This is a genomic window from Sphingomonas sp. P4_G3, from assembly GCF_056401105.1.
Map to the genome: position 1 here is coordinate 229,426 of NZ_JBFUJZ010000002.1, position 21,326 is coordinate 250,751.

The following is a 21,326-nucleotide window of genomic DNA, read 5'->3' on the forward strand; positions in this document are numbered from 1 at the left end:
TGAGGAGGGGCACCCGCCCGGCAGCCTGGGCATATGGGGATTACTGCCCGGGCTTGTCCGTTGATGCGGGGGGCGGGGGCGGTGCGTCTCCACCGTTGCCGCGCCGACCGCGCATCTGTTCCATTGCGTCGCGCGCCGCCTGGCGCTCGGCGGCATCGACCTTGCCGTCCTTGTTGGTATCCATGCGGTCGAAGCGCTGCGCAGCCAGCGCGCGATATTCCTCGCGATCGATCACGCCGTCGCCGTTGGTATCCAGCCGGGCGAACATCCGCCCACCGAAGCCGCGGCCGGCTGGGCCGGCCGGAGGCGGCGGAGGAGACGCGCCATCAACCGGCGGCGGGGGAGGCGGCGGCGCCTCGGCTCCGCCCATCGGCCTGCGCGGCTGCATTTCGTCGGGCGTCAGCTTGCCGTCCTTGTTCGCGTCCATGCGATCGAACCGCGCATCGGCCTGTGCCATGGCTTCGTCGCGCGAGAGCACGTCGTCGCCATTGGCATCGCCTCTGGCGGCCGGGGTGGTCTGCGCCGCGGTCGGCCCGACCAGCGCTACCGCCATGAAGCTTGCGCTCGCGAGCGCCGCGGCAAGAAACACTCGATTCATCCCGTTGTCCTCGATCGGGCGAAGGGTCATTCCCTGCCGTCCGAGGACTTGTGGTACCTCTGTGTCTCCCGCGCATGTCAGTCCACGGCGAAATTGTCGCAAATTGTCGCGCTATAAGTGAAAAATCCCCGCGTCAGGCGAAGATGGCGACGCTTTGCATCTGTTCGGCGATGGGCTCGCCATTGGCATTCCAGATCATCATTTCCTGGCTCGAGCTTCCCGCCTTGGCGTAATCGGCATTGGTCCTGAGCAGCCACCAGCCGTCAGTGGTTCGCGGCTGCGCGCCGAGCAGGTTGAGCTGCCAGGTCATCGAGCTGCATGGCGCGGGTCCGCCGATCAGCTTGAGCGCGGCGGGCGGCAGGCAATCGGCCACCGCGATCAGCTCAACCATCGGATCGAGTCCCTCGCGCTCGTTCAGCCGCACCCAGCGCAACCACTCGGCGAGACCGACCGTCGCGTCGCGCCGGTCGAGTAGCTCGAAATTCTGCGCGAAGGAGACCGCCGAATTGCCCTTGAAGGTCGTGTCGCCGGCCTGCGGGCGCGGAAAGTCGGGGGCGGTGCCGACCTGATGATCGAGCTTGGAGTCGACCGCGCTCATGAACACGAAGGTCGCGCGCAGTCCGAGCCCGGCCTCGCTCTCGACATCGGCCTGGATGAAGGCGGCGTTGCGGCCACGACGCAGCCGGCTCGCGCGGATCACGACGTCGCCGGACAAGGGACCGATGAACGCGACCAGCGCGGATCGTAGTGGCGGTAGGTCGGTGTCCGACTGCTGCGCCGCATGGAGCGCGAGCGCCGCCGACAGGCCGCCATAACTGGTGCGCCCCTGCAGCCAGCTATCGGGGATGCTGCTCCGCCAGCCGCCCTCGATCGGTTCGAGCGCGTCGATGATCTGCTTCAAACCCGGCATGAATTTCCCTTGTTCTTGTGTTCTTGCGATTATGCCGGCTGCACGGCCAGGCGGTCGCGCAATTCGCGCTTGAGCACCTTGCCGATCGCGCTTCGCGGCAGTTCGTCGATCGGATGGAGCGCCGACAGCCGCTGCGTCTTGCCGAGCTGGTTATTGGTCCACGCCATGATCTCGTCGGCCGAAGCATCGACGCCGCTATTGGGGACGTAAAAGCCGACCGGGGTCTCGCCCCATTTCTCCGATGGCACGCCGATCACGGTGCATTCCTGAACCGCCGGATGCTGTTTGAGTACCGCCTCGATATCGACGGGATAGATGTTGAACCCACCCGAGATGATCAGGTCCTTCTTGCGATCCATCAGGATCAGGAAGCCGTCCTCGTCGAACCGGCCGATATCGCCATGGCGGATGAAGCGATTGCCGTCCTTGTCGTACCATTCGGCTTCGGCGGTCGCCTGCTTGCGGCCGTGATAGCCGGTCATCATCGCTGGCGACCGGCCGACGACTTCGCCCGTCTCGCCTTGCGGAACTTCGTTTCCCTTATCGTCGATCAGCCGCAGGTCGTGGCCGGGTAGCGGTTGTCCCACTGTGTGAAGCTTGTCGGGGAAGGCAGTACAGTCGAGCCCGGTCGAGGCGCCACCCTCAGTCATGCCGTAGAATTCGACCAGCCGACCCGGCCAGCGCGCCAAGATGTCGGCCTTGAGCGCGGGCGAAAAAGGTGCGCTGGTCGAGGTCTTGAACCTGAACGCCGACAGATCGAACCGGTCGAATTCGGGCAGCGCCATGATCCGTTGATATTGGACCGGGACCAGCATCGCGTGCGTCACGCGGTGTTTCTCGGCAAGCTCGAGGAAAGCGCGCGCGCCGAATTTCTGCATCAGCACGACGGTGCCGCCCCAGCCCAGCGTCGGCAGGAAACTGACCAATGTCGTGTTCGAATAAAGCGGCGTCGAGTTCATCGTCACCGCGTCGCCATAGCCCCCGGCCGAATTGCGGCCGATATGCGACCAGCGCATGCTGTGCGACTGGACGATCCCCTTGGGCGTACCCGTCGTTCCCGACGAATAGATGATGTTGAAGCCATCGGTCGGGTCGATCGTGACCGGGCGGGGTTTCGTCCCCGACGGCGCCAGCCATGCCTCGAACTCGGCAGTGTCGAGGCGGATCTGCTTCGCCGCAACGCGCTGGTCGGCGATAGCGGCCTGATTGTCGCCGTCGACGAAGACGATCGGCGCGCCGCAATCGGCGATCATCGCGGCAAGCGCCTCCGGGGTCGAGGATGGCGCGAGCGGCGCCGCGACGCAGCCGGCACGCAACGTCCCCATGAACACCGCCGCATAGGCGATCGACGAAGCGGAAATGATCGCCACCGATTGGCCCTGTTCGACGCCGTCGCGCTGCAGTGCCGCCGTGACGCGATCCATCATCGCGTCGAGCTCGGCGTACGTATAGCTACCTGCGGCGTCGGCCACCGCCGTCTTGTCACCGCGCTCTTTGGCATGTTCGCGAATGATGTCGGGCAACGTGGCGAAGTCACTGGTGAGCAAGGCTTCGGCGCTCATGATCTCTCCTCAAACTTGCCGCGAATCGCTAGGCGAAGCCGCTGTGAAATGCCATACGCGATATTCGAAAAATGGAATCAAGGGGGAGTCGATGCTGTTATACGATGCGGTAAATCCAGCGCCCAACCCGCGGCGGGTGCGGATCTATCTCGCCGAAAAAGGGCTGACCGTCGCCAGCGAACAGGTCTCGATCCCGCGCGGCGAGCACAAGGGAGAAGCGTACCGGGCGGTCAATCCGCTCGGGCAGGTGCCGTGCCTGAAACTGGATGACGGCACCGTCATTACCGAGAGCGTGTCGATCTGCCGCTATTTCGAGGCGCTCAATCCCGAGCCGCGCTTGTTCGGCGTCGGAGCGCAGGGCCAGGCGGAAGTCGACATGCTGACCCGCCGCGTCGAACTTCGCCTGATGACACCGATCGCGATGGTGTGGGTGCACACGCATCCCTACACCGCGCGCGTCGTGCCCAAGCAATATACCGAGTTCGGCGAGAGCAACCGTCCGCGGATCGATACGGTGATGCGCGAGTTCGACACGGCGCTGACCGAACGCCAGTTTCTCGACGGAAGGGGATATTCGATGGCCGATATCGTGCTGCAGACGACGATCGATTTCGGCAAGTTCATCGGCGTCGAGATGCCCAAGGACGCGATTGCACTGAGAGCCTGGTACGACCGCGTCGCCGCGCGTCCGAGTGCGGCGGCATGAGCGCAGGAATGGACGGGCGGGTCGCGATCGTCACCGGCGGCGGGACGGGGATCGGTGCCTCGACCGTGAGGATGCTGGCGGCGCGAGGCGTGCGCTGCGTCGTCAATTACGCGTCGAGCCGGGAAGATGCCGAGGCGGTGGCGGCCGAGGTCGGCAATGGCGCGATCGCGGTCCAGGCCGATATCGTCGACGACGCTGCTTGCCGCGCGCTGGCCCAGGCCGCGCTCGATGCGTTCGGGCGGATCGATTTCCTGGTCAACAATGCCGGGCGCACCAAATTCGCCAATCACGAGGATCTCGACGCGCTCGATGCCGAGGATTTCGTCGATATCTACCGGCTCAATACCGTCGCCGCGTTCCAGATGGTGCGCGCCTGCGCTCCGCCGATGCGCGCGCAGGATGCGTCGGCGGTAGTCAATGTCGCAAGCGTGGCGGGCGTGTTCGGCATGGGATCGTCGGTCGCCTATGCCGCGTCGAAAGGCGCACTGATCACCATGACCAAGAGCCTGGCACGCGTGCTGGCGCCGCAAATCCGGGTCAACGCCGTCGCGCCTGGCTATGTCGGGACGGGCTGGTTCGAGAAGAGGCTGGGGGCGGAAGGATTCGAACGACTCAACCAGAATATCGCCAGCCGCGTGCCGATGGGGTTTGCCGCGGGTCCCGACGACATTGCCGGGCCGATCGTGCAATTGCTCGATCCAATCGCGCGGGTGATCACTGGCGAGGTGACGTTGCTCGATGCCGGTGGGCATCTCGACGTCGCGCTGACGCGGCGGCCGGGGAAGGAAGGCTAGTCCGTCACCCCAGCGATGGGTAACCCGTCGCCCCAGCGAAAGCTGGGGCCTCGTGCAGTATCGCATGTCGCCTGAGATCCCAGCTTTCGCTGGGATGACGGGTAAGACGCTGGGATGACGAGTGGGGGTCAGCCTTCGGCGACCGCGACCGGTGCCGCCGGCACGCGATCGAGCACTCTCCACAGGATGATGCCGAGCGCGATCGTCACCAGCACCGCCGCGACCAGGAAATTCGCGCCGGTGAAGCCGTGATGATCCCCCGTAGCCAAGGCCTGGGTCAGGACGAGCGGCCCCAGGATCGACGATACGCTGCCCATGCTGCCGATCCCGCCCTGCAATTGCCCCTGGCGCGTTGCATCGACCATGCGGGATAACAGGCCGTTGAAGGCGGGGAAGACGAACCCCTGGAACGCGCTGATCGTCATCAGGACATAAGCCTGCCAGCCGCTGGTGGCGAACGCGAAAAGGTAAAAGGCGATGCCGGCGGAGCACATGCCCACCACCATCGCCTTGCGCTCACCGATGCGCTTGATCACCGGGCCGGTCAGGCCGGCCTGCACGCACGCCATGATGAAGCCGACGAACGCCAGGCTCCAGCCGATCGCGCGCGCATCCCAGCCGAACCGCATCGTCGCCCAGAACGACCAGGTCGAGGGATAGACCATGTGAGCCAGCTGCCAGATGAACCAGGCGAGCAGAAGAGGTGCGGCGTTGCCGGCGTGGAACAGGGGGCGGAAAGCGCCAACGATATGCGCGTCGCGCAGGTGGAATGGACGGCGATTCTCGGGCTTCAGCGTCTCCGGCATGAACAAGAACATCGTCGCCGCATTGAGCAGTGCCAGCGCCGCGGCCGCGACGAACGGTGCGCGCGGACCGAAGCTCGACAGCAGGCCGCCGAGCGCCGGCCCGAGGATGAAACCAATGCCGAAGGCCGCCCCGATCAGCCCGAAGGTCGCGCTGCGCTTCTCGGGCGGGGTGACGTCGGCAATGACCGATCCGGCCGGCCCGTAGACCGCGCCCGCCGCACCGGCGATCGCACGGCCCAGGAACAGCCAGCCGAGCGTCGGCGCCCAGGCCATCAAAGCATAATCCATCCCGAAGCACAGCATCGAGGTCAGCAATATCGGCCGCCGTCCGAACCGGTCGGACAGATTGCCGAGCACCGGCCCGGCGAAGAACTGCATGACCGAGAAGACGACGAGCATATAGCCCGCGACGCGCGTGGCCTGCTCCAGGTCGATATGGCCGAGCTGCGTGATCAGCTTGGGGTAGACCGGCATGACGATCCCGAAGCCGATCGTGTCGATCAGCACCGCCGCGAGCGCGATCGGCACGGCGCGATTGTCGAAGCGCATCAATTCCTCCCGGCGGTATTATAAATCCGCAATGCCCGAACCGCGCGGACGCGGCAATTCAGCTACTTGTGTGCGTTCTGCCCGACTTGTTCCAACATCGCAAAAAGCGCCGCCCCCGGGGCAAGGGGCGGCGCGGCCGGGGGGTCAGGCGAGATGGGCGACGAGATTGTCGAGGGTCTGGCTCGTGCCGTTGGCGACGCCGAGCCTGATATAGTCGTCGAGATGCTCGTCGGATCGGCACACGATCTCGACCGTCATGCGAGTGCCGCCGTCATGATCGGCGAGCATCACGCGACCGATCGCGTCCATCGCTTCGAACTCGAGCAGATGCGGCGGTTCGATCCGACGATAGGTGCCGGTGAACGGCATATGCGCATGGCTGGGCGAAACGAAGACGAACTCGCCGCCGATGCGCAGGTCGATCTCGCAGCGCGACAACGGCTTGCCGCCGGCGTCCCACCAGAGACGCATGCTCTCGGGTGTGGTCCAGGCGCTGAAAACGGCGTCGGGCGAAGCGGTGAAATCGCGGACGAAGCGGATGGCGTGAGCGGCGCGGTCGATCGTGAAACCGGGCGCGTCGGCGGCGATGGCGGGGGCAGGCATTCAACTCTCCTTCTTGGTGCTAGCGAGGTGGCGGTCGAGATTGTCGAAGCGGCGGTCCCATTGGTCGCGGAACCGCTCGATCCAGTCGGCGGCGTCCTTCATCGCCTCGGCGCGCAACCGCCGCGGGCGGCGTTGCGCGTCGCGCTCGCCCTCGATCAGCCCGGCATGTTCGAGCACTTTCAAATGCTTCGAAATGGTCGGCTGGCTGAGCGCGAAGGGCTGCATGAGTTCAGACACCGTCGCCTCGCCCAGCGCGAGCCGGGCAAGGATCGCGCGGCGCGTGGGGTCGCTGAGCGCGGCGAAGGTCGCGTCGAGATGAAGTGATTCGATAGCCATATGGCTATATAGCCAAATGGCTATTTAAGAGTCAAATCTTGCCCTCTTATGGACTCCCCTCCCTGCTTGCAGGGAGGGGTTGGGGGTGGGTGCGCGCGTCTGCGCGCTTACAAAGACTCATTGGCTTTTCGTCAAAACAGCGCCGGACGAGGCATCGAGCCTCGCCCAGTGCTACACCCACCCCCGTTTACGAGATTGGCAGGTAAATCATGCCCCCGGCATGATTTAGAAGTGCCCGGGGGGCATTTCGACCTGCCTATCTCGTAAGCGCCCCTCCCTTGCAGGGAGGGGGAGATTTAGAGGTCGATCGACCCTAGTCCGGCATCGTCTCAAACACGGTCAGCCCCTCCGGCATGGCGACCCAATCGGGTTTGTCGCGGACGAAGATCGCGAGCGTCGGCTTGAAATGCGTCGGCTCGTCGAGCGAACCGGCATAGACGGTGTGGCTGTCATGCACGCCATGGATGCCGCCGAACACCAGCCCGCCACACTCGGGGCAGGAATTGCGCGTGGCGCTGCCGCCGCGCATTGCCGGGGAATGGAATTGATGCGTGCGCCCCGTGATCGTCAGCGCGCTTGCGGCAAAGCCCATGAACGGGATGAAGCCCGATCCCGACGCCTTGCGGCAATCGGCGCAATAGCAGAAGCCCATGCCGTCCGGCGCTCCTTGCGCTTCGTAACGTAATTGCCCGCACAGGCATCCACCGGCGATCGTCGTCATCCGCTTCTCCGTTTGCCGCTATTCTTGAGCGCTTCGCGTTTGCTCAGGCCGCTCAATCGATCCTCGTTTGCTGCGACATAACGCGCGATTTCGTCCGGATCTGTCCAGGCATATTGGCGCAACGCCCAGCCGATCGCCTTGCGCAGGAAGAATTCGCTCGATGCGATCGACGGTTCGATACAGGCGTAGAGCAGATCGAGGTCCGTCTCGCGCTTGGCGGGCAATTGACAGAGGATCGCGCTTCTCCGCTTCCACATATCCGCGTCGGTCGACCAGGCCAGCATCGTCTCGCGCATCGCGGCGCGATCGTTCTGCAGCAAGGTCCATAGCCGATGCCCGGCGATCTCATCGACATAGTCCCACCACGCGCCGGTGACGATCATCTCCTCGTACATCGGCAGCGCGTCGATCCGCTGAAACCGCCGCGCTGACTTCACTGCAGCGAGCTCGATCGCCGCATACCGCTCCTCGCGATGGGTAGCGCCGCGCCACAAAGCGAGCACATCCGCTTGCCACGCCGCGCTGTCGCGCCAGTCGATTCCGGCGAAGACCGACTTCAGTACGGCGCGGCGCGGCACGGTCGAAGCGCCGAGATAGGGCATCGCCGATTTCATGTACGCCTGCATCGCTGGTGCGCTTGCCGGTTCCGCTACGGCCTCCAGCGCTTCGCGGACCTGCGTCGTCAGGGGCTTTCCCGCCGGCTTGGAATGTGTCATCTCCGGACCATACCCGATATTCAGATTCGGTGAAGAGGAGAGGTTTGAATGGCATCCGCCGCCGAACTCGATCGTCCGTCCGACGCACTCGAGAATTTCCGTGCCGAAGTGCGCGACTGGCTCGCCGCCAATTTTCCGGCATCGCTCAAGGGCAAGGGCAATGCGCTCGCCAGCGTCGAGGGGCCGACCCAGGAAACGCCCGAAATGACGACCTGGCGCCAGGCGATGGGCGAAAAGGGTTGGGGCGTGCCGACCTGGCCGAAGGAATATGGCGGCGGCGGGCTCAGCCGTGCAGAGGCCAGGGTGCTGGCGGACGAGATGGCGCGCGTCGATGCGTGGAACCCGATCGGCGGCATGGGCGTGATGATGTTCGGCCCGACATTGCTTGAATATGGCAATGAGGCGCAGAAGCGCGAGCATATCCCGGCGATCGCCAAAGGCGAGGTGCGCTGGTGCCAGGGCTATTCCGAGCCCAATGCCGGATCGGACCTCGCCAATCTCCAGACTTTCGCCGAGGACAAAGGCGATCATTATGTCGTCAATGGCCAGAAGACCTGGACCTCGGGCGGGCAATGGGCGGACAAATGCTTCTGCCTCGTCCGCACCGACAAAACGGAAAAGCATAAGGGAATCAGCTTCCTGCTGATCGACATGACCGCGCCGGGCGTCGAGGTGAAGCCGATCAAGATGATCAGCGGCATGTCGCCGTTCTGCGAGACCTTCTTCACCGACGTGAAGGTGCCGAAAGAGAATCTGGTCGGCGAGGAAGGGCAGGGCTGGACGATCGGTAAGCGCTTGCTCCAGCACGAGCGGACCAATTTGTCGGGCGGCGGGTCGCGGCTGATGCCGAGCGGACCGGGCCTGCCAGACGTCGCCAAGAAATATGTCGGCGTGGATGCCGAAGGGCGGATCGCCGATCCCGATCTGCGCGCGCGGATCGCCAAGTTCGAGATGGACTGGCGCGCCTTCCTGCTGACCGCGATGCGGATCCAGGCCGAATCCAAGGCAAAGGGCGGCGTGTCCGAAGTGTCGTCGATCCTCAAGACGATCGGCACCAAGCTCGGCCAGGAACGCGCCGAGCTGACCATCGAAATCCAGGGGCTGCAGGGCCTGGGCTGGGAAGGCGAGGGCTTCAGCGAAGCCGAGCTGCACGGCGTCCGCGCCTGGCTCTTCGGCAAGGCGACGACGATCTATGGCGGCTCGACCGAGATCCAGAACAACGTGATCGCCAAGCGCATCCTGGGGATGCTGGATCATCAATGAAACCGTCACCCCAGCGAAAGCTGGGGTCTCACGCCGTTTAGCGTGCGCTTGCCGCACCAGATCCCAGCTTTCGCTGGGATGACGAGGGAAGAAGAATATGGCCGTCCTCAACGAAGAACAGACGATGCTGCGCGACATGGCGCGCGAATGGACTCGCAATGAAAGTCCGGTGACCGAGTGGCGCAAGGTACGCGATGCCGATACCGCGACCGGCTACGATCCCAATGTTTATAACGAGATGGCGCAGATGGGTTGGGCGGGGATCGTCATTCCCGAAGCCCAGGGTGGCTCCGATTTCGGCTGGCTCAGCCTGGGGCTAGTGATCGAGGAACTCGGCCGCACGGTGACTGCGAGCCCGCTATCGGCAAGTGCCGTGGCGGGTTCCGCGATCGTGCTTGGTGGCAGCGACGCGCAGAAGGATGCCTGGCTGCCCAAGATCGCGAGCGGTGAGCTGGTCGCGACCTTCGCGCTCGATGAAGGGCCGCGTCATGATCCTGAGAATATCAAGACAGCAGTCGCGGGCGGCAAGCTCAGCGGGGCCAAGGCGTTCGTGGCGGAAGGCGACAGCGCCGGCCTGTTCGTCGTCGCGGCGACGGACGGGCTTTATCTGGTCGACGGGAACCAGGCCGGCATATCGCGGTCGCGTCGTCACTTGACCGATTTCCGCAGTCACGCCGACGTCACGTTCGACGCGGTCGAAGCCGACAAGCTGGCGAACGGTGGCGACAAATTGCTCGACCAGGTGCTCGATCGCGCACGCGTGGTAGCCTCGGCCGAGATGCTCGGCATGGCGCAACAGGCGTTCGAGACGACGCTCGATTATCTCAAGCAACGCCGCCAGTTCGACCAGGTGCTGTCCACCTTCCAGGCACTGCAGCACCGCATGGCCGGTCTGTTCAGCGATATCGAGTTGATGCGCTCTGCAGTCGAAGCGGGACTCGCGGCGATCGATGCCGGCGGCGATACGCGACAGGCAGCCTTGCTCGCCAAGACAAAGGCGAACGAGGTTGGCCACGCGATGAGCCGCGAGATGATCCAGCTCCATGGCGGGATCGGCATGACCGACGAATATGATGCCGGATTCTACCTCAAGCGCATGCGGGTGCTGGAAGCGGTATGGGGAAACACCGCCTATCTGCGCGACCGGTTCGCGCGGCTCGGCGGCTACTGAACTCAACACCTTTTCTGGCCATGTTTCCGGAATCCGGTTTGCCCGGCTTCGGAGCCATGCGCCCGTGCCCATTCCGCGCCGAACCGAGAATCCATAGCGATTTGCAACGCGACTAACGCTTGACGTAGGGTCACCCATAGTGCCTATTCGAGTAATGGGTATGGAGCCGATCAAGGTGCTCCAGCTCGTTTGGGGAGAGGCATATGACCAAGACAAGGTTGCTTTGCGCCTGCGCTATTTCCGTGTTTGCGGTATGCGCGGTGTCGTCGGCGGCTGCCCAATCGGCGCCGGCCGCGGATCCGCAGGACACTGGCGGCACGGCGGACATCATCATCACCGGTTCGATCATCAGGGGTACGCCGGAGGACGCGGCATTGCCGGTCAACGTCATCGGCGCCGATGAACTCCAGAAGCAGGGCTCCCCTTCCGCGGTCGAATTGCTCAAGGCGCTGCCGACATCGAGCGCGGTGCTCGGCGACTCGAACCAGTTCGACAGCCGTTCGCAGGGCGCGGAAGGCATCGCCACCGCCAACCTCCGCGGCCTGTCGCCGCAACGGACCCTGGTGCTGCTCAACAATCGGCGCTTGGTCACGGCCGGCAACGGCGTCCCCGCAGTCGATATCAACCTGATTCCGTCCGCGGCGATCGGCCGCATCGAAGTGCTCAAGGATGGCGCGGCGGCGACCTACGGATCGGACGCGGTCGCGGGCGTGGTCAATTTCATCACCCGTACCGACCAGGAAGGGTTTCGCGCCTCGGCCGCCTATCGTTGGGTCAAGGACACCGACGGCGATATCGACGCGTCGCTGAGCTACGGCCATGTCGGCAATGGCTTCAGAATGCTTGCCGCGGTCGGCTTCAATAAGCGCGGTCAATTGCTCGCGCGCGACCGTGCATTCGCGGTCCAACCCTTTCTCAACAATCCACAGGGCGGCTGGACCGGTGGTGGTAACCCCGCCAACTTCCTGCTGGTTGGTCCAAGTGCCACCCCTGGCGTCGTTACCCCCTATACGGGTGTCGTGGCCGATACGAGCTGCGTTCCCCTGGGCGGGTATCTTGGCGCGAACGGCCGCTGCTCGACTCAATATACCGGGTTCGACACGCTGGTAGACCTTGAGAAGCGCATCACCGCCTTCACCGATGTCGAGGTCGATCTCGGCGGCAGTCACAAATTCGAGGTCACCGCGCTTTATGGACGCACGACGGTCCCGCACTATCTGACCTCGCCGTCCTATCTGCTGACGCAGTTGCCCTCGACGGTGTCGCTGGGCGGTTCGGTAGCGAACACCAGTCTCGGGCTCGGTTTCTATGTGCCGGCGAACAATCCGGGGTTCATCGCCTACAAGGCCGCCAACCCGTCGCTTTTCATCAACCCGGTGACGGGCAATCCATTGCCCGCAAGCGGAGCTATCTTCCCGCTGCTGCTATTCCGCCCGTACATGGCCGGCGGCAATCCCTCTACGCTCGGGGATTCGGGTGAGACCGGTTCGGCCCGCGGCATGCGCAAGTCGGAATCGATCCGTTTCACGGCCGAATTCAGCGGCAAACTAGCGCCGAAGCTCGATTACAGCCTGTCGGCGACCTATCACCAATATTATCGCTACATCGACGGCTATGACTCATTCGGTGACCGCATCCAGCTCGCGTTGCGCGGGTTGGGCGGCCCGAACTGCACCGGCAACGTGCCCGGCGCGAACGGCTGCATGTGGCTCAATCCGTTCGGCAACGCGGTAACCGCCGGCGCGATCAATGGCACGACCAACCCGCAAGGCAATGCCGCTTTGGCCAATACCAAGGCACTGACCGATTGGTTCTTCGTGCGGTCGTCGACCGCGGTCGATTCACAATTGTTCGTGCTCGACGGCAATATCAGTGGCTCGACCGGCATCAAGCTGCCGGGCGGCGACATCCAGTTCGGCGTCGGCGCGCAATATCGCTATAATTGGTTCGACACCAAATATGCCGCGAACAACAACCTGGCGGTCAATCCGTGCCGCGACACGCCGATCACCGGCAACACAAATCCGGCGGCCTGCGCCCCGACCTCGGGCGTAACCCCGAGCCCCGCGACCGGCGCGCTGGCGTTCCTGGGTACCAACCGCGACAGCTTCCTGAAGGGCGGCGTCAAGGCCGTGTTCACCGAATTGCAGCTCCCGGTGTTCGACAGCTTCAATATCCAGGCAGCCGTGCGATATGAGGATTATGGTGGCTCAGTCGGTTCGACCGTCGATCCCCAGGTCCGCGCGCGGTGGCAGGTTACGGACTGGCTCGCCATCCGCGGGGGATATGGAACGACGTTCCGCGGCCCGACGCTGGCGAACATCACCAACAATTTCGTGACCGCGCTCCAGCTGATCGGCACGACGTTCAAACCGGTCGACGTCTATGGCAACCCGGCGCTCAAGCCCGAAAGCTCCGAAAACTACTCGGCCGGCATTCTGCTAAAGTTCGGCGGATTCAATGCCAGCGTCGACTATTTCCGCTACAATTTGACCAACGTCATCGTCAGCGATCCGCTGAGCGCGATGGTCGCGACATTGTTCCCGACCGGAATGCCCAACACATGCGCCGCGAACGCGGGCCTTGCCGCCCGGTTCACCTTCTCGACCGGCGCGTGCACCGGGGCGACGACGGTCGCCAACATCGCGCGCGTCAAGACGATGTACCAAAACGGCGCGACCCAGCGTAACGATGGGCTCGACTTCAGCGTCAACTATCGGTCCAACCAGTTCCTCGGCTCCGCTATTCGTTTCGGCATCGGTGCGGACGCCACGCGGACGCTGCACAACCGGATCAGCGCGATCATCGTGGCGGGAACGAAGGTTCAGGACGCGTTCGATGGCGTCGGGCTGCTCAACTATCAATCGACATTGTATCCGGTGCCGAAATGGAAGGGGCAGGCGTATCTCGACCTTGGCGCCGGCCCGGTCGATGCCCGGTTGACGGTCAACTATACCGACGGACTGCATGACCAGCGTTACGATACCAAGACCGGACCATTCGCGCCCAACTGCGCGCTGGGCCTGAAACCGGGAGCGACCGGCGCCTGCGTCGACTCTGGGCTGACGCCCAACGCTGCGAGCATCCTGACCGGAGCCGATCTCGACGACTTCATCTCCGCGGACCTCAACGTCCAGGTCAAGCTGCCGTGGAAGAACATCGTCCTCACCGGCACGGTGTTCAACATCTTCGACTCATCGCCGCCGTTCGCGCGCGAGGATTACAATTACGAGCCGTTCGTCGGGAATCCCTACGGCCGGATGTTCAAGCTCGGCCTGTCGACCAAGTTCTGACTTTGGCACCCTAGCTTTCTCTCTCCGGCCTCGCCGCGCCAGACCAGCGCGGCGGGGCCGTTGTTTTGCAACGAAAAGAAAGGTCGCCCCTCCCGTGTCCTCCCCCACGCATCTTCCCGAAATCGAGGCGACGTTCGTCCCCAAGCGCCGCGCGCTGACCCTGCTGCTGCTGACCTTCGCCTATTTCTTCAGCTATATGGACCGGCAGATCCTGGCGATCCTGCAGGAAGACATCATCAAGGATCTGCATCTCTCCGATACCCAGATGGCAATCCTGAGCGGCATGGCGTTCGCGATCTTCTATGCCGGGCTCGGTATTCCCGTCGCCTGGCTCGCGGACCGCAGTAACCGCGTGCGGATCATCGCTGGCGCACTTGCGATCTGGAGCGGGTTCACCGCCTTGGGCGGACTTGCCGGCAATTTTTGGCAGTTGCTCGGCGCGCGTATCGGCGTCGGCATCGGCGAGGCGGGATCGAGTCCCCCCAGCCATTCGATCATTGCCGACCTCTATCCGCCGGACAAACGCGCGTCGGCCCTGTCGATCTATTCGCTCGGCGTCGGGCTGGGGGCGGCGTTCGGCACGATCATCGGCGGCGTCGTCGCGACTTATTATGGCTGGCGCGTCGCGATGTACGTGATCGGCCTGCCCGGATTGCTGCTCGCGGCGATCATCTGGGCAGTCGTCCCCGAGCCCAAGCGCGGCTTGTCCGACGCGCAGATCGCGATGGATACCGCCAGGCCGTCACTGATCGACGGCTTCACCACGTTGTTCGCCAACCGCGCCGCGCTTCACCTCGTCGCCGGTTTTACCCTGACCTCGATGATCGGATACGGCCTCACCGCGTTCGGTCCGAGTTTCATGCAGCGGTCGTTCGGCTTCACGAAGCTCGACATCGCGCTCAAGGTCGCGCCGGCCGGCGCGGTCATCGTCGCCGTCGCGGCCATCGCCAGCGGACGAATCGCCGATCGGCTGACACGCCGCTACGGCCAGTACAGCCAGTCATTCATGGTGGTGGTCTTCAAGACGATCGGGCTGCCGCTGGCCCTGTGCGTCTATACCGCGACCAACCCGACTTTCGGGGTCGGCGCCTATTTCCTGTCGATCCTGTTTTCGACCGCCTATCTCGGCGTGACCTTCGCGCTGATCCAGTCCGAGGCGCCGATCCGCCTGCGGGCGACCTGGGCGGCGATCACCTTGCTGGTCAACAACATGATCGGGCTAGGACTGGGGCCATTTCTGGTCGGCATGCTCAGCGATGCACTCAAGCCGACCTACGGCGCTGAATCCCTGCGCTATTCGATGTTCGTCTTCGCCGCGATCACCCCCTGGGCGATCTTCCATTATTGGCGCGCGGGCGTGCTGCTCAAGCGCAAGGCGATCGAGCGTAAGGCAGCGCAGGACGCGATTGCCGTCTGAGATTCCTTGTGGTCGCGTGCTTTATCGCGAATAGCCGGATTCCACCTATTCGCAGCACGCTCCGGCAGGCGGCTCAACTATCCACTGCGCGGTCGTCGAACAGGCCGAAGGCGAGGGTGGAGGCATACATCGCCACCGCACGCTCGCGCGGCATTGTCGATGCCCATTTGCGCATGTCGAACGCCGCATTCTGCAGCGCCATCAGCGACTGGCTGACGATCAGCGCATCGACCGGGCGGACCGATCCCTCGGCCGCGCCGTCGGACAGCATGCCAGCATAGCGCCGCGCGATGCGGTTCGAGCGGTCGATCATCGCCTGGCGCACATGGCGCGGCAGGCCGGTCAGCGCGGTCGTGCGCAGCAAAGGTCCACGTTCCGAGAATTGCACGTCGAGCAAGGTCGCGATGATGCTCGACAATCGATGCCACCAGTCGCCACTGCTGTTCTCGCCGACCTGGATCGTTTCGGTGATCGTGTCGAAGCTGCGCTTGTAGCATTCGATGACCAGATCGTCCTTGGCATCGAGATGATGGTAGAAGCTGCCCTTGGTGACATTGAGCTCCGACGCGATGCGCTGCACCGAGGCGCCGCGATAGCCGAGTTCGTTGATCAGCCGGGTGGCCGCGCGCAGGAACGCCTCGCGGCCAGGCTCCGCTTCCTCATGCTCGATATCGAGGATCGCCGGCTCCCATTTGGCGCCCGGGACCGCGATGCCGTGGCGAAACATGTCCATCAACCGCGCCTCGACCCGGTCGAACTGGTCGAGATCGTAGCGCGCGATCCAGGCGGGGATCCAGAAGGTGTTCTCGAGCAGCACGTGCGCGCGCGCGCCAAACAAATCCTTGAGACGGCGATTCTCGGGTTCCTCGCCCCATAAAGCACGCGTTTTGCGGAAAATCTCGCGCCAGGCCGCCATCAGCCGGCCGAGCATCGGATCCTCCATCGCGCGCAAATCGCTCAGCGTCGCCAGCGCGCGCTCCTCGTTTTCGCGGATACGCGCAAACCGCTCCATGTTGAGCGACAGATAGCGGGCGACCCGAGCCTCCGGCGTCGCCTCCATCTGGGCGATGTCGAGCATCTCGCCCAAGGTTTCGAGCGTGTGTTCGAAACACGCCTGGGCGAGATCTTCCTTGCGCTTGAAATAATAGGTCACGCTCGTCGTGTTGAGCCCAACGCGGCGCGCAACATCGGCGAAGGTCATGCCCTTCGCGCTCTGTTCGTTTATCGCTTCGGAAGCGGCGGCCAGGATCGCATTACGTTTCGCCTTGAAACGTTTCGTTCCCGTAACCTCGTCCAGTTCTGCAGTATCGGTTTGCCCCATCCGTCCAGCTTAACATTTCCGTCACACGGGGCCAGCGGATTCCGCAGCGCCATTTCGCTTTTTCGTTGTTCGGAACCCCTCGGAAAAAGAGGATTCAACGGCTTTACCGAAAACTCGGTACGGTTTAGTCGAGATAGCGACAGCCATAGGAGAGAAGCATCATGGACTTTACGCTGAGCGATCGCGAAACCTATTTCCGGGACCGTGTGCGGGCCTTTATCGACAAGGAGATCGCACCCCGAAACGCCGAATATCACAAGCAGTCGCACGAGGGCGAGCGCTGGAAGGTGATCCAGGTGATCGAGGATGTGAAGGAGATCGCCAAGGCGCAGGGCCTGTGGAACTTCTTCATGCCGCCGCATTCGGGCCAGACCCATGTTGATGACAGTTTCGAGTTCGAAGGAACCCAGCTTTCCAATCTCGAATATGCTCTATGCGCCGAGGAAATGGGCAAGATCGGCTGGGCTTCGGAATGCTTTAACTGCTCGGCGCCCGACACCGGCAACATGGAAGTCTTCCATCGTTACGGCACGCTCGAGCAGAAAGAGCGGTGGCTGCGGCCCCTGATGGAAGGCAAGATTCGCTCCGCTTTCCTGATGACCGAGCCGGCGGTCGCCTCATCCGACGCCACCAACATCGAAACCTCGATGGTGCGCGAGGGCGACCATTATGTCATCAACGGCCGCAAATGGTGGTCATCGGGCGTCGGCGATCCTCGCTGCGCCGTCGCGATCGTGATGGGCAAGACCAACCCGGACGCCAAGCGCCACGCCCAGCAGAGCCAGATTCTGGTCCCGCTCGATGCGCCGGGCGTCAAGATCGAGCGGATGCTTTCGGTTTACGGGTATGATCACGCCCCGCACGGCCACGGCCAGGTGTTGCTCGAGAATGTCCGCGTGCCGGTCGACAATCTGCTGCTTGGCGAAGGACGTGGTTTCGAGATCGCGCAGGGCCGGCTCGGGCCGGGCCGTATCCACCATTGCATGCGCACGATCGGCGTTGCCGAAACCGGGATCGAGGCCATGGCCAAGCGCCTGCTCAGCCGCGTCGCGTTCGGCAAGCGCATCGCCGACCATTCGATCTGGGAACAGCGCATCGCGCGGGCCCGCATCGATATCGAGATGACGCGGCTGTTGTGCCTCAAGGCCGCGGACATGATGGACAAGGCCGGCAACAAATCCGCCCAGCTCGAGATCGCGATGATCAAGGTCCAGGCGCCCAACATGGCGCTGCAGATCCTCGACGACGCGATCCAGGCGCATGGCGGCGGCGGCGTGTCGGACGACTTCCCGCTGGCGCATCAATGGGCGGCGATGCGGACACTGCGCTTCGCCGACGGTCCCGATGAGGTCCACAATCGCGCGATCGCCCGCAACGAGTTCGGCAAATATGCCGACTACAAGGCCGATATCGTGTCGAGCGGGGACATCGGAGTCAGCCGGTAAGTAGTCGTCGCTCCGGCGGAGGCCGGGGCCGCCGTGTTGCAGGGACCAAAACTTAGCGGCCCCGGCCTGCGCCGGGGCGACGGAGATAAAATGAAGGCAGCCGTTCTGTTCGAAGCGAAGAAGCCGCTCGAAATCTGCGACGTGACGATCGACAATCCGGGCCCGCACGAGGTGCTGATCCGTACCGCGGCCTGCGGCGTGTGCCGGTCGGATCTGCATTTCGTCGATGGCGCCTATCCCACGCCGTTTCCGGCGATCCCCGGCCACGAGGCCGCGGGTATCGTCGAGGCGGTCGGCAGCGAGGTGCGCACGGTCAAGGTCGGCGACGCCGTCGTCACCTGCCTGTCGGCTTTCTGTGGCCATTGCGAATTCTGCGTGTCAGGGCGGATGTCGCTGTGCGTCAGCAACGATACCAAGCGCGCGCGCGATGCGGCGCCGCGGCTCACGCTGAATGGCGAGCCGGTGCACCAGATGCTCAACCTGTCGGCTTATGCCGAGATGATGCTGGTGCACGAACATGCCTGCGTCGCGATCGACCCCGACATGCCGCTCGACCGCGCGGCCCTGCTCGGCTGCGCGGTGACGACAGGCGCGGGGGCGGTGTTCAACGCCAGCCCGGTCACGCCGGGCGAAACGGTGTGCGTGGTAGGTTGCGGCGGCATCGGGCTGGCCGCGGTCAATGCGGCCAAGATCGCCGGTGCGGGCAAGATCATCGCGCTCGACCCGGTTCCGGAAAAGCGCGCTTTGGCGGAAAAGCTCGGCGCGACGCACAGTTTCGACGCGACGGCGGAAGGCACGGTCGCCGAGGTGGTCGAATTGACCAAGGGCGGGGTGCACCACGCGATCGAAGCGGTCGGGCGCGAAGCGTCGGCGCAGACCGCGGTCAAGGTGCTTCGGCGCGGCGGCACCGCGACCATCCTTGGCATGATGCCGATCGGCAGCAGCGTCGGCCTGTCGGCATTCGACCTGCTGGGCAGCAAGCGATTGCAGGGCGGATTGATGGGCGGCAATCGCTTCCCGGTCGATATCCCGCGGCTGGTCGATTTCTACCTGCGCGGGCTGCTCGATCTCGACACGATCATCGCCGATCGCATGCCGATCGAGCGGATCAACGACGCCTTCGACGAATTGCGCAAGGGCGATACCGCGCGCTCGGTGATCACGTTCGGGTAGGGACAGGTTGATGAGCGCACATCCCGACGACGCACCAAAGACGATCGAAGTCGCGGAAAAGGATCGCCTCGACCTAACCAGGCTGAGCGCCTGGATGCAGGCCAATGTCGAGGGATTCGCGGGTCCGCTCGACTACACCAAGTTCGCCGGTGGACAGTCTAACCCGACCTACAAGCTCCAGGCGGCATCGGGCGAGTACGTCCTGCGCCGCAAGCCGTTCGGCAATTTGCTGCCCTCGGCGCATGCGGTCGATCGCGAATATCGCGTGATTGCCGGGCTTTATCCGACCGGCTTTCCAGTGGCGCGGCCATATGGGCTGTGCACCGACCCCGAGGTGATCGGCACCGATTTCTACATCATGGGGTTCGCCGATGGGCGCAACATCTGGGACGGCACGATGCCCGACTATGCGCCCGACGAGCGCACCGGGGTCTACAACGCGATGTGCGACACCTTGGCGGCGCTGCACAATACCGATTACGAGAAAGCGGGCCTGGGCGATTATGGCAAGCCGGGCAATTATTTCGAGCGCCAGGTCGGCCGCTGGACCAAGCAATATCGCATGGCCGAAACCGAGCACATGCCCGCGGTGGAGAAGCTGATCGAATATCTGCCGCGCACCATTCCGCCGCAGATGCGGACCTCCGTGGTCCATGGCGATTACCGCATCGACAACATGATCTTTCACGCCACCGAGCCGCGCGTCATCGCCTTGCTCGACTGGGAATTGTCGACGCTCGGCGATCCGCTCGCCGATTTCAGCTATTTCCTGATGAGCTGGGTGACCGCGCCCGAAGGTCGTTCGGGCGTGATGGGCAAGGCCGGCGGCGACAGCGGCATTCCGACGCTGGAGGACATGATCGAGCGTTATTGCGCGGCCACCGGGCGCGACGGCGTGCCCGACCTCAACTGGTATTTCGCGTACAATCTGTTCCGCCTGACCGGTATCGTCCAGGGCATCAAGAAGCGGATCGTCGAGGGCACGGCGTCATCGGCGCAGGCCGAGAAGTCGGCGGCGGGAGTGTATCGCCTCGCGGACGCGGCCTGGGACTTTGCGCAGAAGGCGGGGGCGTAGATAGCTCGTCGCCCCGGCGGAGGCCGGGGTCGCTGGCCGTGTCGCGCCGTTGCCAACGGCCCCGGCCTCCGCCGGGGCGACGACTAGAAAAAGGAGAGGACAATGTCGCTATTCGACCTGACCGGAAAGGTCGCGGTCATCACCGGATCGTCGCGCGGGATTGGCAAGGCGAGCGTGTTCGAACTTGCCGAACATGGCGCGAAGGTCGTCGTCTCGAGCCGCAAGCAGGATGCCTGCGATGAGGTCGCCGCCGAAATCAACGCCAAATACGGTGACGGCACCGCCATCGCGGTCGCCGCGAATATCTCCGACAAGGAGGGTCTGCAGCATCTGGTCGACGAGAGCCGCCGGGCATTCGGCAAGATCGACATCCTGGTCTGCAACGCCGCGTCCAATCCCTATTACGGGCCACAGGCGGACATCAGCGACGAGCAATTCCGCAAGATCCTCGACAACAATATCGTATCCAACCACTGGCTGATCTCGATGGTCGTGCCCGAGATGCGCGCGCGCAAGGACGGCGCGATCATCATCATCTCATCGATCGGCGGCCTGCGCGGATCGACCGCGATCGGCGCCTATTGCATCTCCAAGGCGGCCGATATGCAACTCGCGCGCAACCTGGCGCACGAATATGGGCCGGACAATGTGCGGGTGAACTGCATCGCGCCGGGCTTGGTGAAGACCGATTTCGCACGGGCACTGTGGGAGGATCCGGAGCGGCAAAAGGCGGCGAATAGTTCGGTACCGCTGCGCCGGATCGGCGAGCCGGAGGATATTGCGGGCGGCGTGGTGTTCCTCGCGTCGAAGGCTGCCGCGTTCACGACGGGTCAGACGATCGTGATGGATGGTGGAGTGACGATCTAA

Annotated in this window: 19 protein-coding genes; 10 read left to right on the forward strand and 9 right to left on the reverse strand. The window is 64.0% G+C overall.

Features of this window, described 5'->3' with window-relative positions:
- Positions 1–40 precede the first annotated feature (40 nt).
- The 3 genes from AC1DQQ_RS06635 to AC1DQQ_RS06645 form a co-directional block, all read right to left on the reverse strand.
- Positions 41–598 carry an EF-hand domain-containing protein gene (locus tag AC1DQQ_RS06635; RefSeq protein ID WP_478029315.1) on the reverse strand — a complete coding sequence of 186 codons (558 nt, stop codon included), beginning with the start codon at positions 596–598 and terminating at the stop codon, positions 41–43.
- 133 nt (positions 599–731) lie between these two features.
- Positions 732–1,508 carry a thioesterase family protein gene (locus AC1DQQ_RS06640; protein WP_478044651.1) on the reverse strand — a complete coding sequence of 259 codons (777 nt, stop codon included), beginning with the start codon at positions 1,506–1,508 and terminating at the stop codon, positions 732–734.
- Positions 1,509–1,537: 29 nt separating this feature from the next.
- On the reverse strand, positions 1,538–3,070 hold the full coding sequence (locus tag AC1DQQ_RS06645; RefSeq protein WP_478044653.1) for a class I adenylate-forming enzyme family protein: 1,533 nt from the start codon (positions 3,068–3,070) through the stop codon (positions 1,538–1,540).
- 91 nt (positions 3,071–3,161) lie between these two features.
- Between AC1DQQ_RS06645 and AC1DQQ_RS06650 the strand changes: the two genes are divergently transcribed.
- Complete coding sequence (locus AC1DQQ_RS06650; RefSeq protein ID WP_478044654.1) at positions 3,162–3,776, forward strand: glutathione S-transferase family protein; 615 nt, start codon at positions 3,162–3,164, stop codon at positions 3,774–3,776.
- Positions 3,773–4,570: an SDR family NAD(P)-dependent oxidoreductase gene (locus tag AC1DQQ_RS06655; RefSeq protein ID WP_478044656.1), complete on the forward strand. Its 798-nt coding sequence runs from the start codon at positions 3,773–3,775 to the stop codon at positions 4,568–4,570. The genes AC1DQQ_RS06650 and AC1DQQ_RS06655 overlap by 4 nt, the downstream gene beginning before the upstream one ends.
- 128 nt (positions 4,571–4,698) lie before the next feature.
- Here AC1DQQ_RS06655 and AC1DQQ_RS06660 read toward each other — a convergent pair whose 3' ends face one another.
- The 5 genes from AC1DQQ_RS06660 to AC1DQQ_RS06680 all read right to left on the reverse strand — a co-directional run bounded on the left by AC1DQQ_RS06660 (position 4,699) and on the right by AC1DQQ_RS06680 (position 8,301).
- Positions 4,699–5,925, reverse strand: a complete 1,227-nt coding sequence (locus AC1DQQ_RS06660) for an MFS transporter (RefSeq protein WP_478044658.1) — start codon at positions 5,923–5,925, stop codon at positions 4,699–4,701.
- 144 nt (positions 5,926–6,069) lie between these two features.
- Positions 6,070–6,528, reverse strand: coding sequence for an SRPBCC family protein (locus AC1DQQ_RS06665; RefSeq protein ID WP_478041783.1), 459 nt, complete (start codon positions 6,526–6,528; stop codon positions 6,070–6,072).
- Positions 6,529–6,864 (reverse strand): ArsR/SmtB family transcription factor, encoded by a 336-nt coding sequence (locus AC1DQQ_RS06670; protein WP_478041782.1) that lies wholly within the window; start codon positions 6,862–6,864, stop codon positions 6,529–6,531.
- Positions 6,865–7,177: 313 nt separating this feature from the next.
- On the reverse strand, positions 7,178–7,585 hold the full coding sequence (locus AC1DQQ_RS06675) for a GFA family protein (protein ID WP_478041781.1): 408 nt from the start codon (positions 7,583–7,585) through the stop codon (positions 7,178–7,180).
- On the reverse strand, positions 7,582–8,301 hold the full coding sequence (locus tag AC1DQQ_RS06680) for a DNA alkylation repair protein (RefSeq protein ID WP_478041780.1): 720 nt from the start codon (positions 8,299–8,301) through the stop codon (positions 7,582–7,584). Before AC1DQQ_RS06680 ends, AC1DQQ_RS06675 begins: the two co-directional genes overlap by 4 nt.
- 48 nt (positions 8,302–8,349) lie before the next feature.
- On the opposite strand from AC1DQQ_RS06680, the gene AC1DQQ_RS06685 reads away from it, so the two are divergent.
- From AC1DQQ_RS06685 to AC1DQQ_RS06700, 4 genes are all read left to right on the forward strand, one after another.
- The gene (locus AC1DQQ_RS06685; RefSeq protein WP_478041779.1) at positions 8,350–9,564 is read left to right on the forward strand and encodes an acyl-CoA dehydrogenase family protein; all 1,215 of its coding nucleotides are present in this window, start codon (positions 8,350–8,352) and stop codon (positions 9,562–9,564) included.
- Between the two features lie 97 nt (positions 9,565–9,661).
- On the forward strand, positions 9,662–10,735 hold the full coding sequence (locus tag AC1DQQ_RS06690; protein ID WP_478044659.1) for an acyl-CoA dehydrogenase family protein: 1,074 nt from the start codon (positions 9,662–9,664) through the stop codon (positions 10,733–10,735).
- A gap of 203 nt (positions 10,736–10,938) precedes the next feature.
- Complete coding sequence (locus tag AC1DQQ_RS06695; RefSeq protein ID WP_478044660.1) at positions 10,939–14,028, forward strand: TonB-dependent receptor domain-containing protein; 3,090 nt, start codon at positions 10,939–10,941, stop codon at positions 14,026–14,028.
- Between the two features lie 94 nt (positions 14,029–14,122).
- Positions 14,123–15,445: a spinster family MFS transporter gene (locus AC1DQQ_RS06700; protein WP_478044661.1), complete on the forward strand. Its 1,323-nt coding sequence runs from the start codon at positions 14,123–14,125 to the stop codon at positions 15,443–15,445.
- Positions 15,446–15,518: 73 nt separating this feature from the next.
- Here the strand turns inward: AC1DQQ_RS06700 and AC1DQQ_RS06705 are convergent, their stop codons facing one another.
- Positions 15,519–16,766, reverse strand: a complete 1,248-nt coding sequence (locus AC1DQQ_RS06705) for a TetR/AcrR family transcriptional regulator (RefSeq protein ID WP_478029301.1) — start codon at positions 16,764–16,766, stop codon at positions 15,519–15,521.
- A 161-nt stretch (positions 16,767–16,927) separates the two neighbouring features.
- Between AC1DQQ_RS06705 and AC1DQQ_RS06710 the strand changes: the two genes are divergently transcribed.
- The 4 genes from AC1DQQ_RS06710 (at position 16,928) to AC1DQQ_RS06725 (ending at position 21,326) form a co-directional block, all read left to right on the forward strand.
- On the forward strand, positions 16,928–18,211 hold the full coding sequence (locus AC1DQQ_RS06710) for an acyl-CoA dehydrogenase family protein (protein WP_478029300.1): 1,284 nt from the start codon (positions 16,928–16,930) through the stop codon (positions 18,209–18,211).
- Positions 18,212–18,301: 90 nt separating this feature from the next.
- Entirely contained in the window at positions 18,302–19,384 is a 1,083-nt protein-coding gene (locus tag AC1DQQ_RS06715) for a Zn-dependent alcohol dehydrogenase (protein ID WP_478041774.1), read from the forward strand.
- 10 nt (positions 19,385–19,394) lie between these two features.
- Positions 19,395–20,459, forward strand: a complete 1,065-nt coding sequence (locus AC1DQQ_RS06720; RefSeq protein ID WP_478041773.1) for a phosphotransferase family protein — start codon at positions 19,395–19,397, stop codon at positions 20,457–20,459.
- A 102-nt stretch (positions 20,460–20,561) separates the two neighbouring features.
- Complete coding sequence (locus AC1DQQ_RS06725; protein ID WP_478029297.1) at positions 20,562–21,326, forward strand: SDR family oxidoreductase; 765 nt, start codon at positions 20,562–20,564, stop codon at positions 21,324–21,326.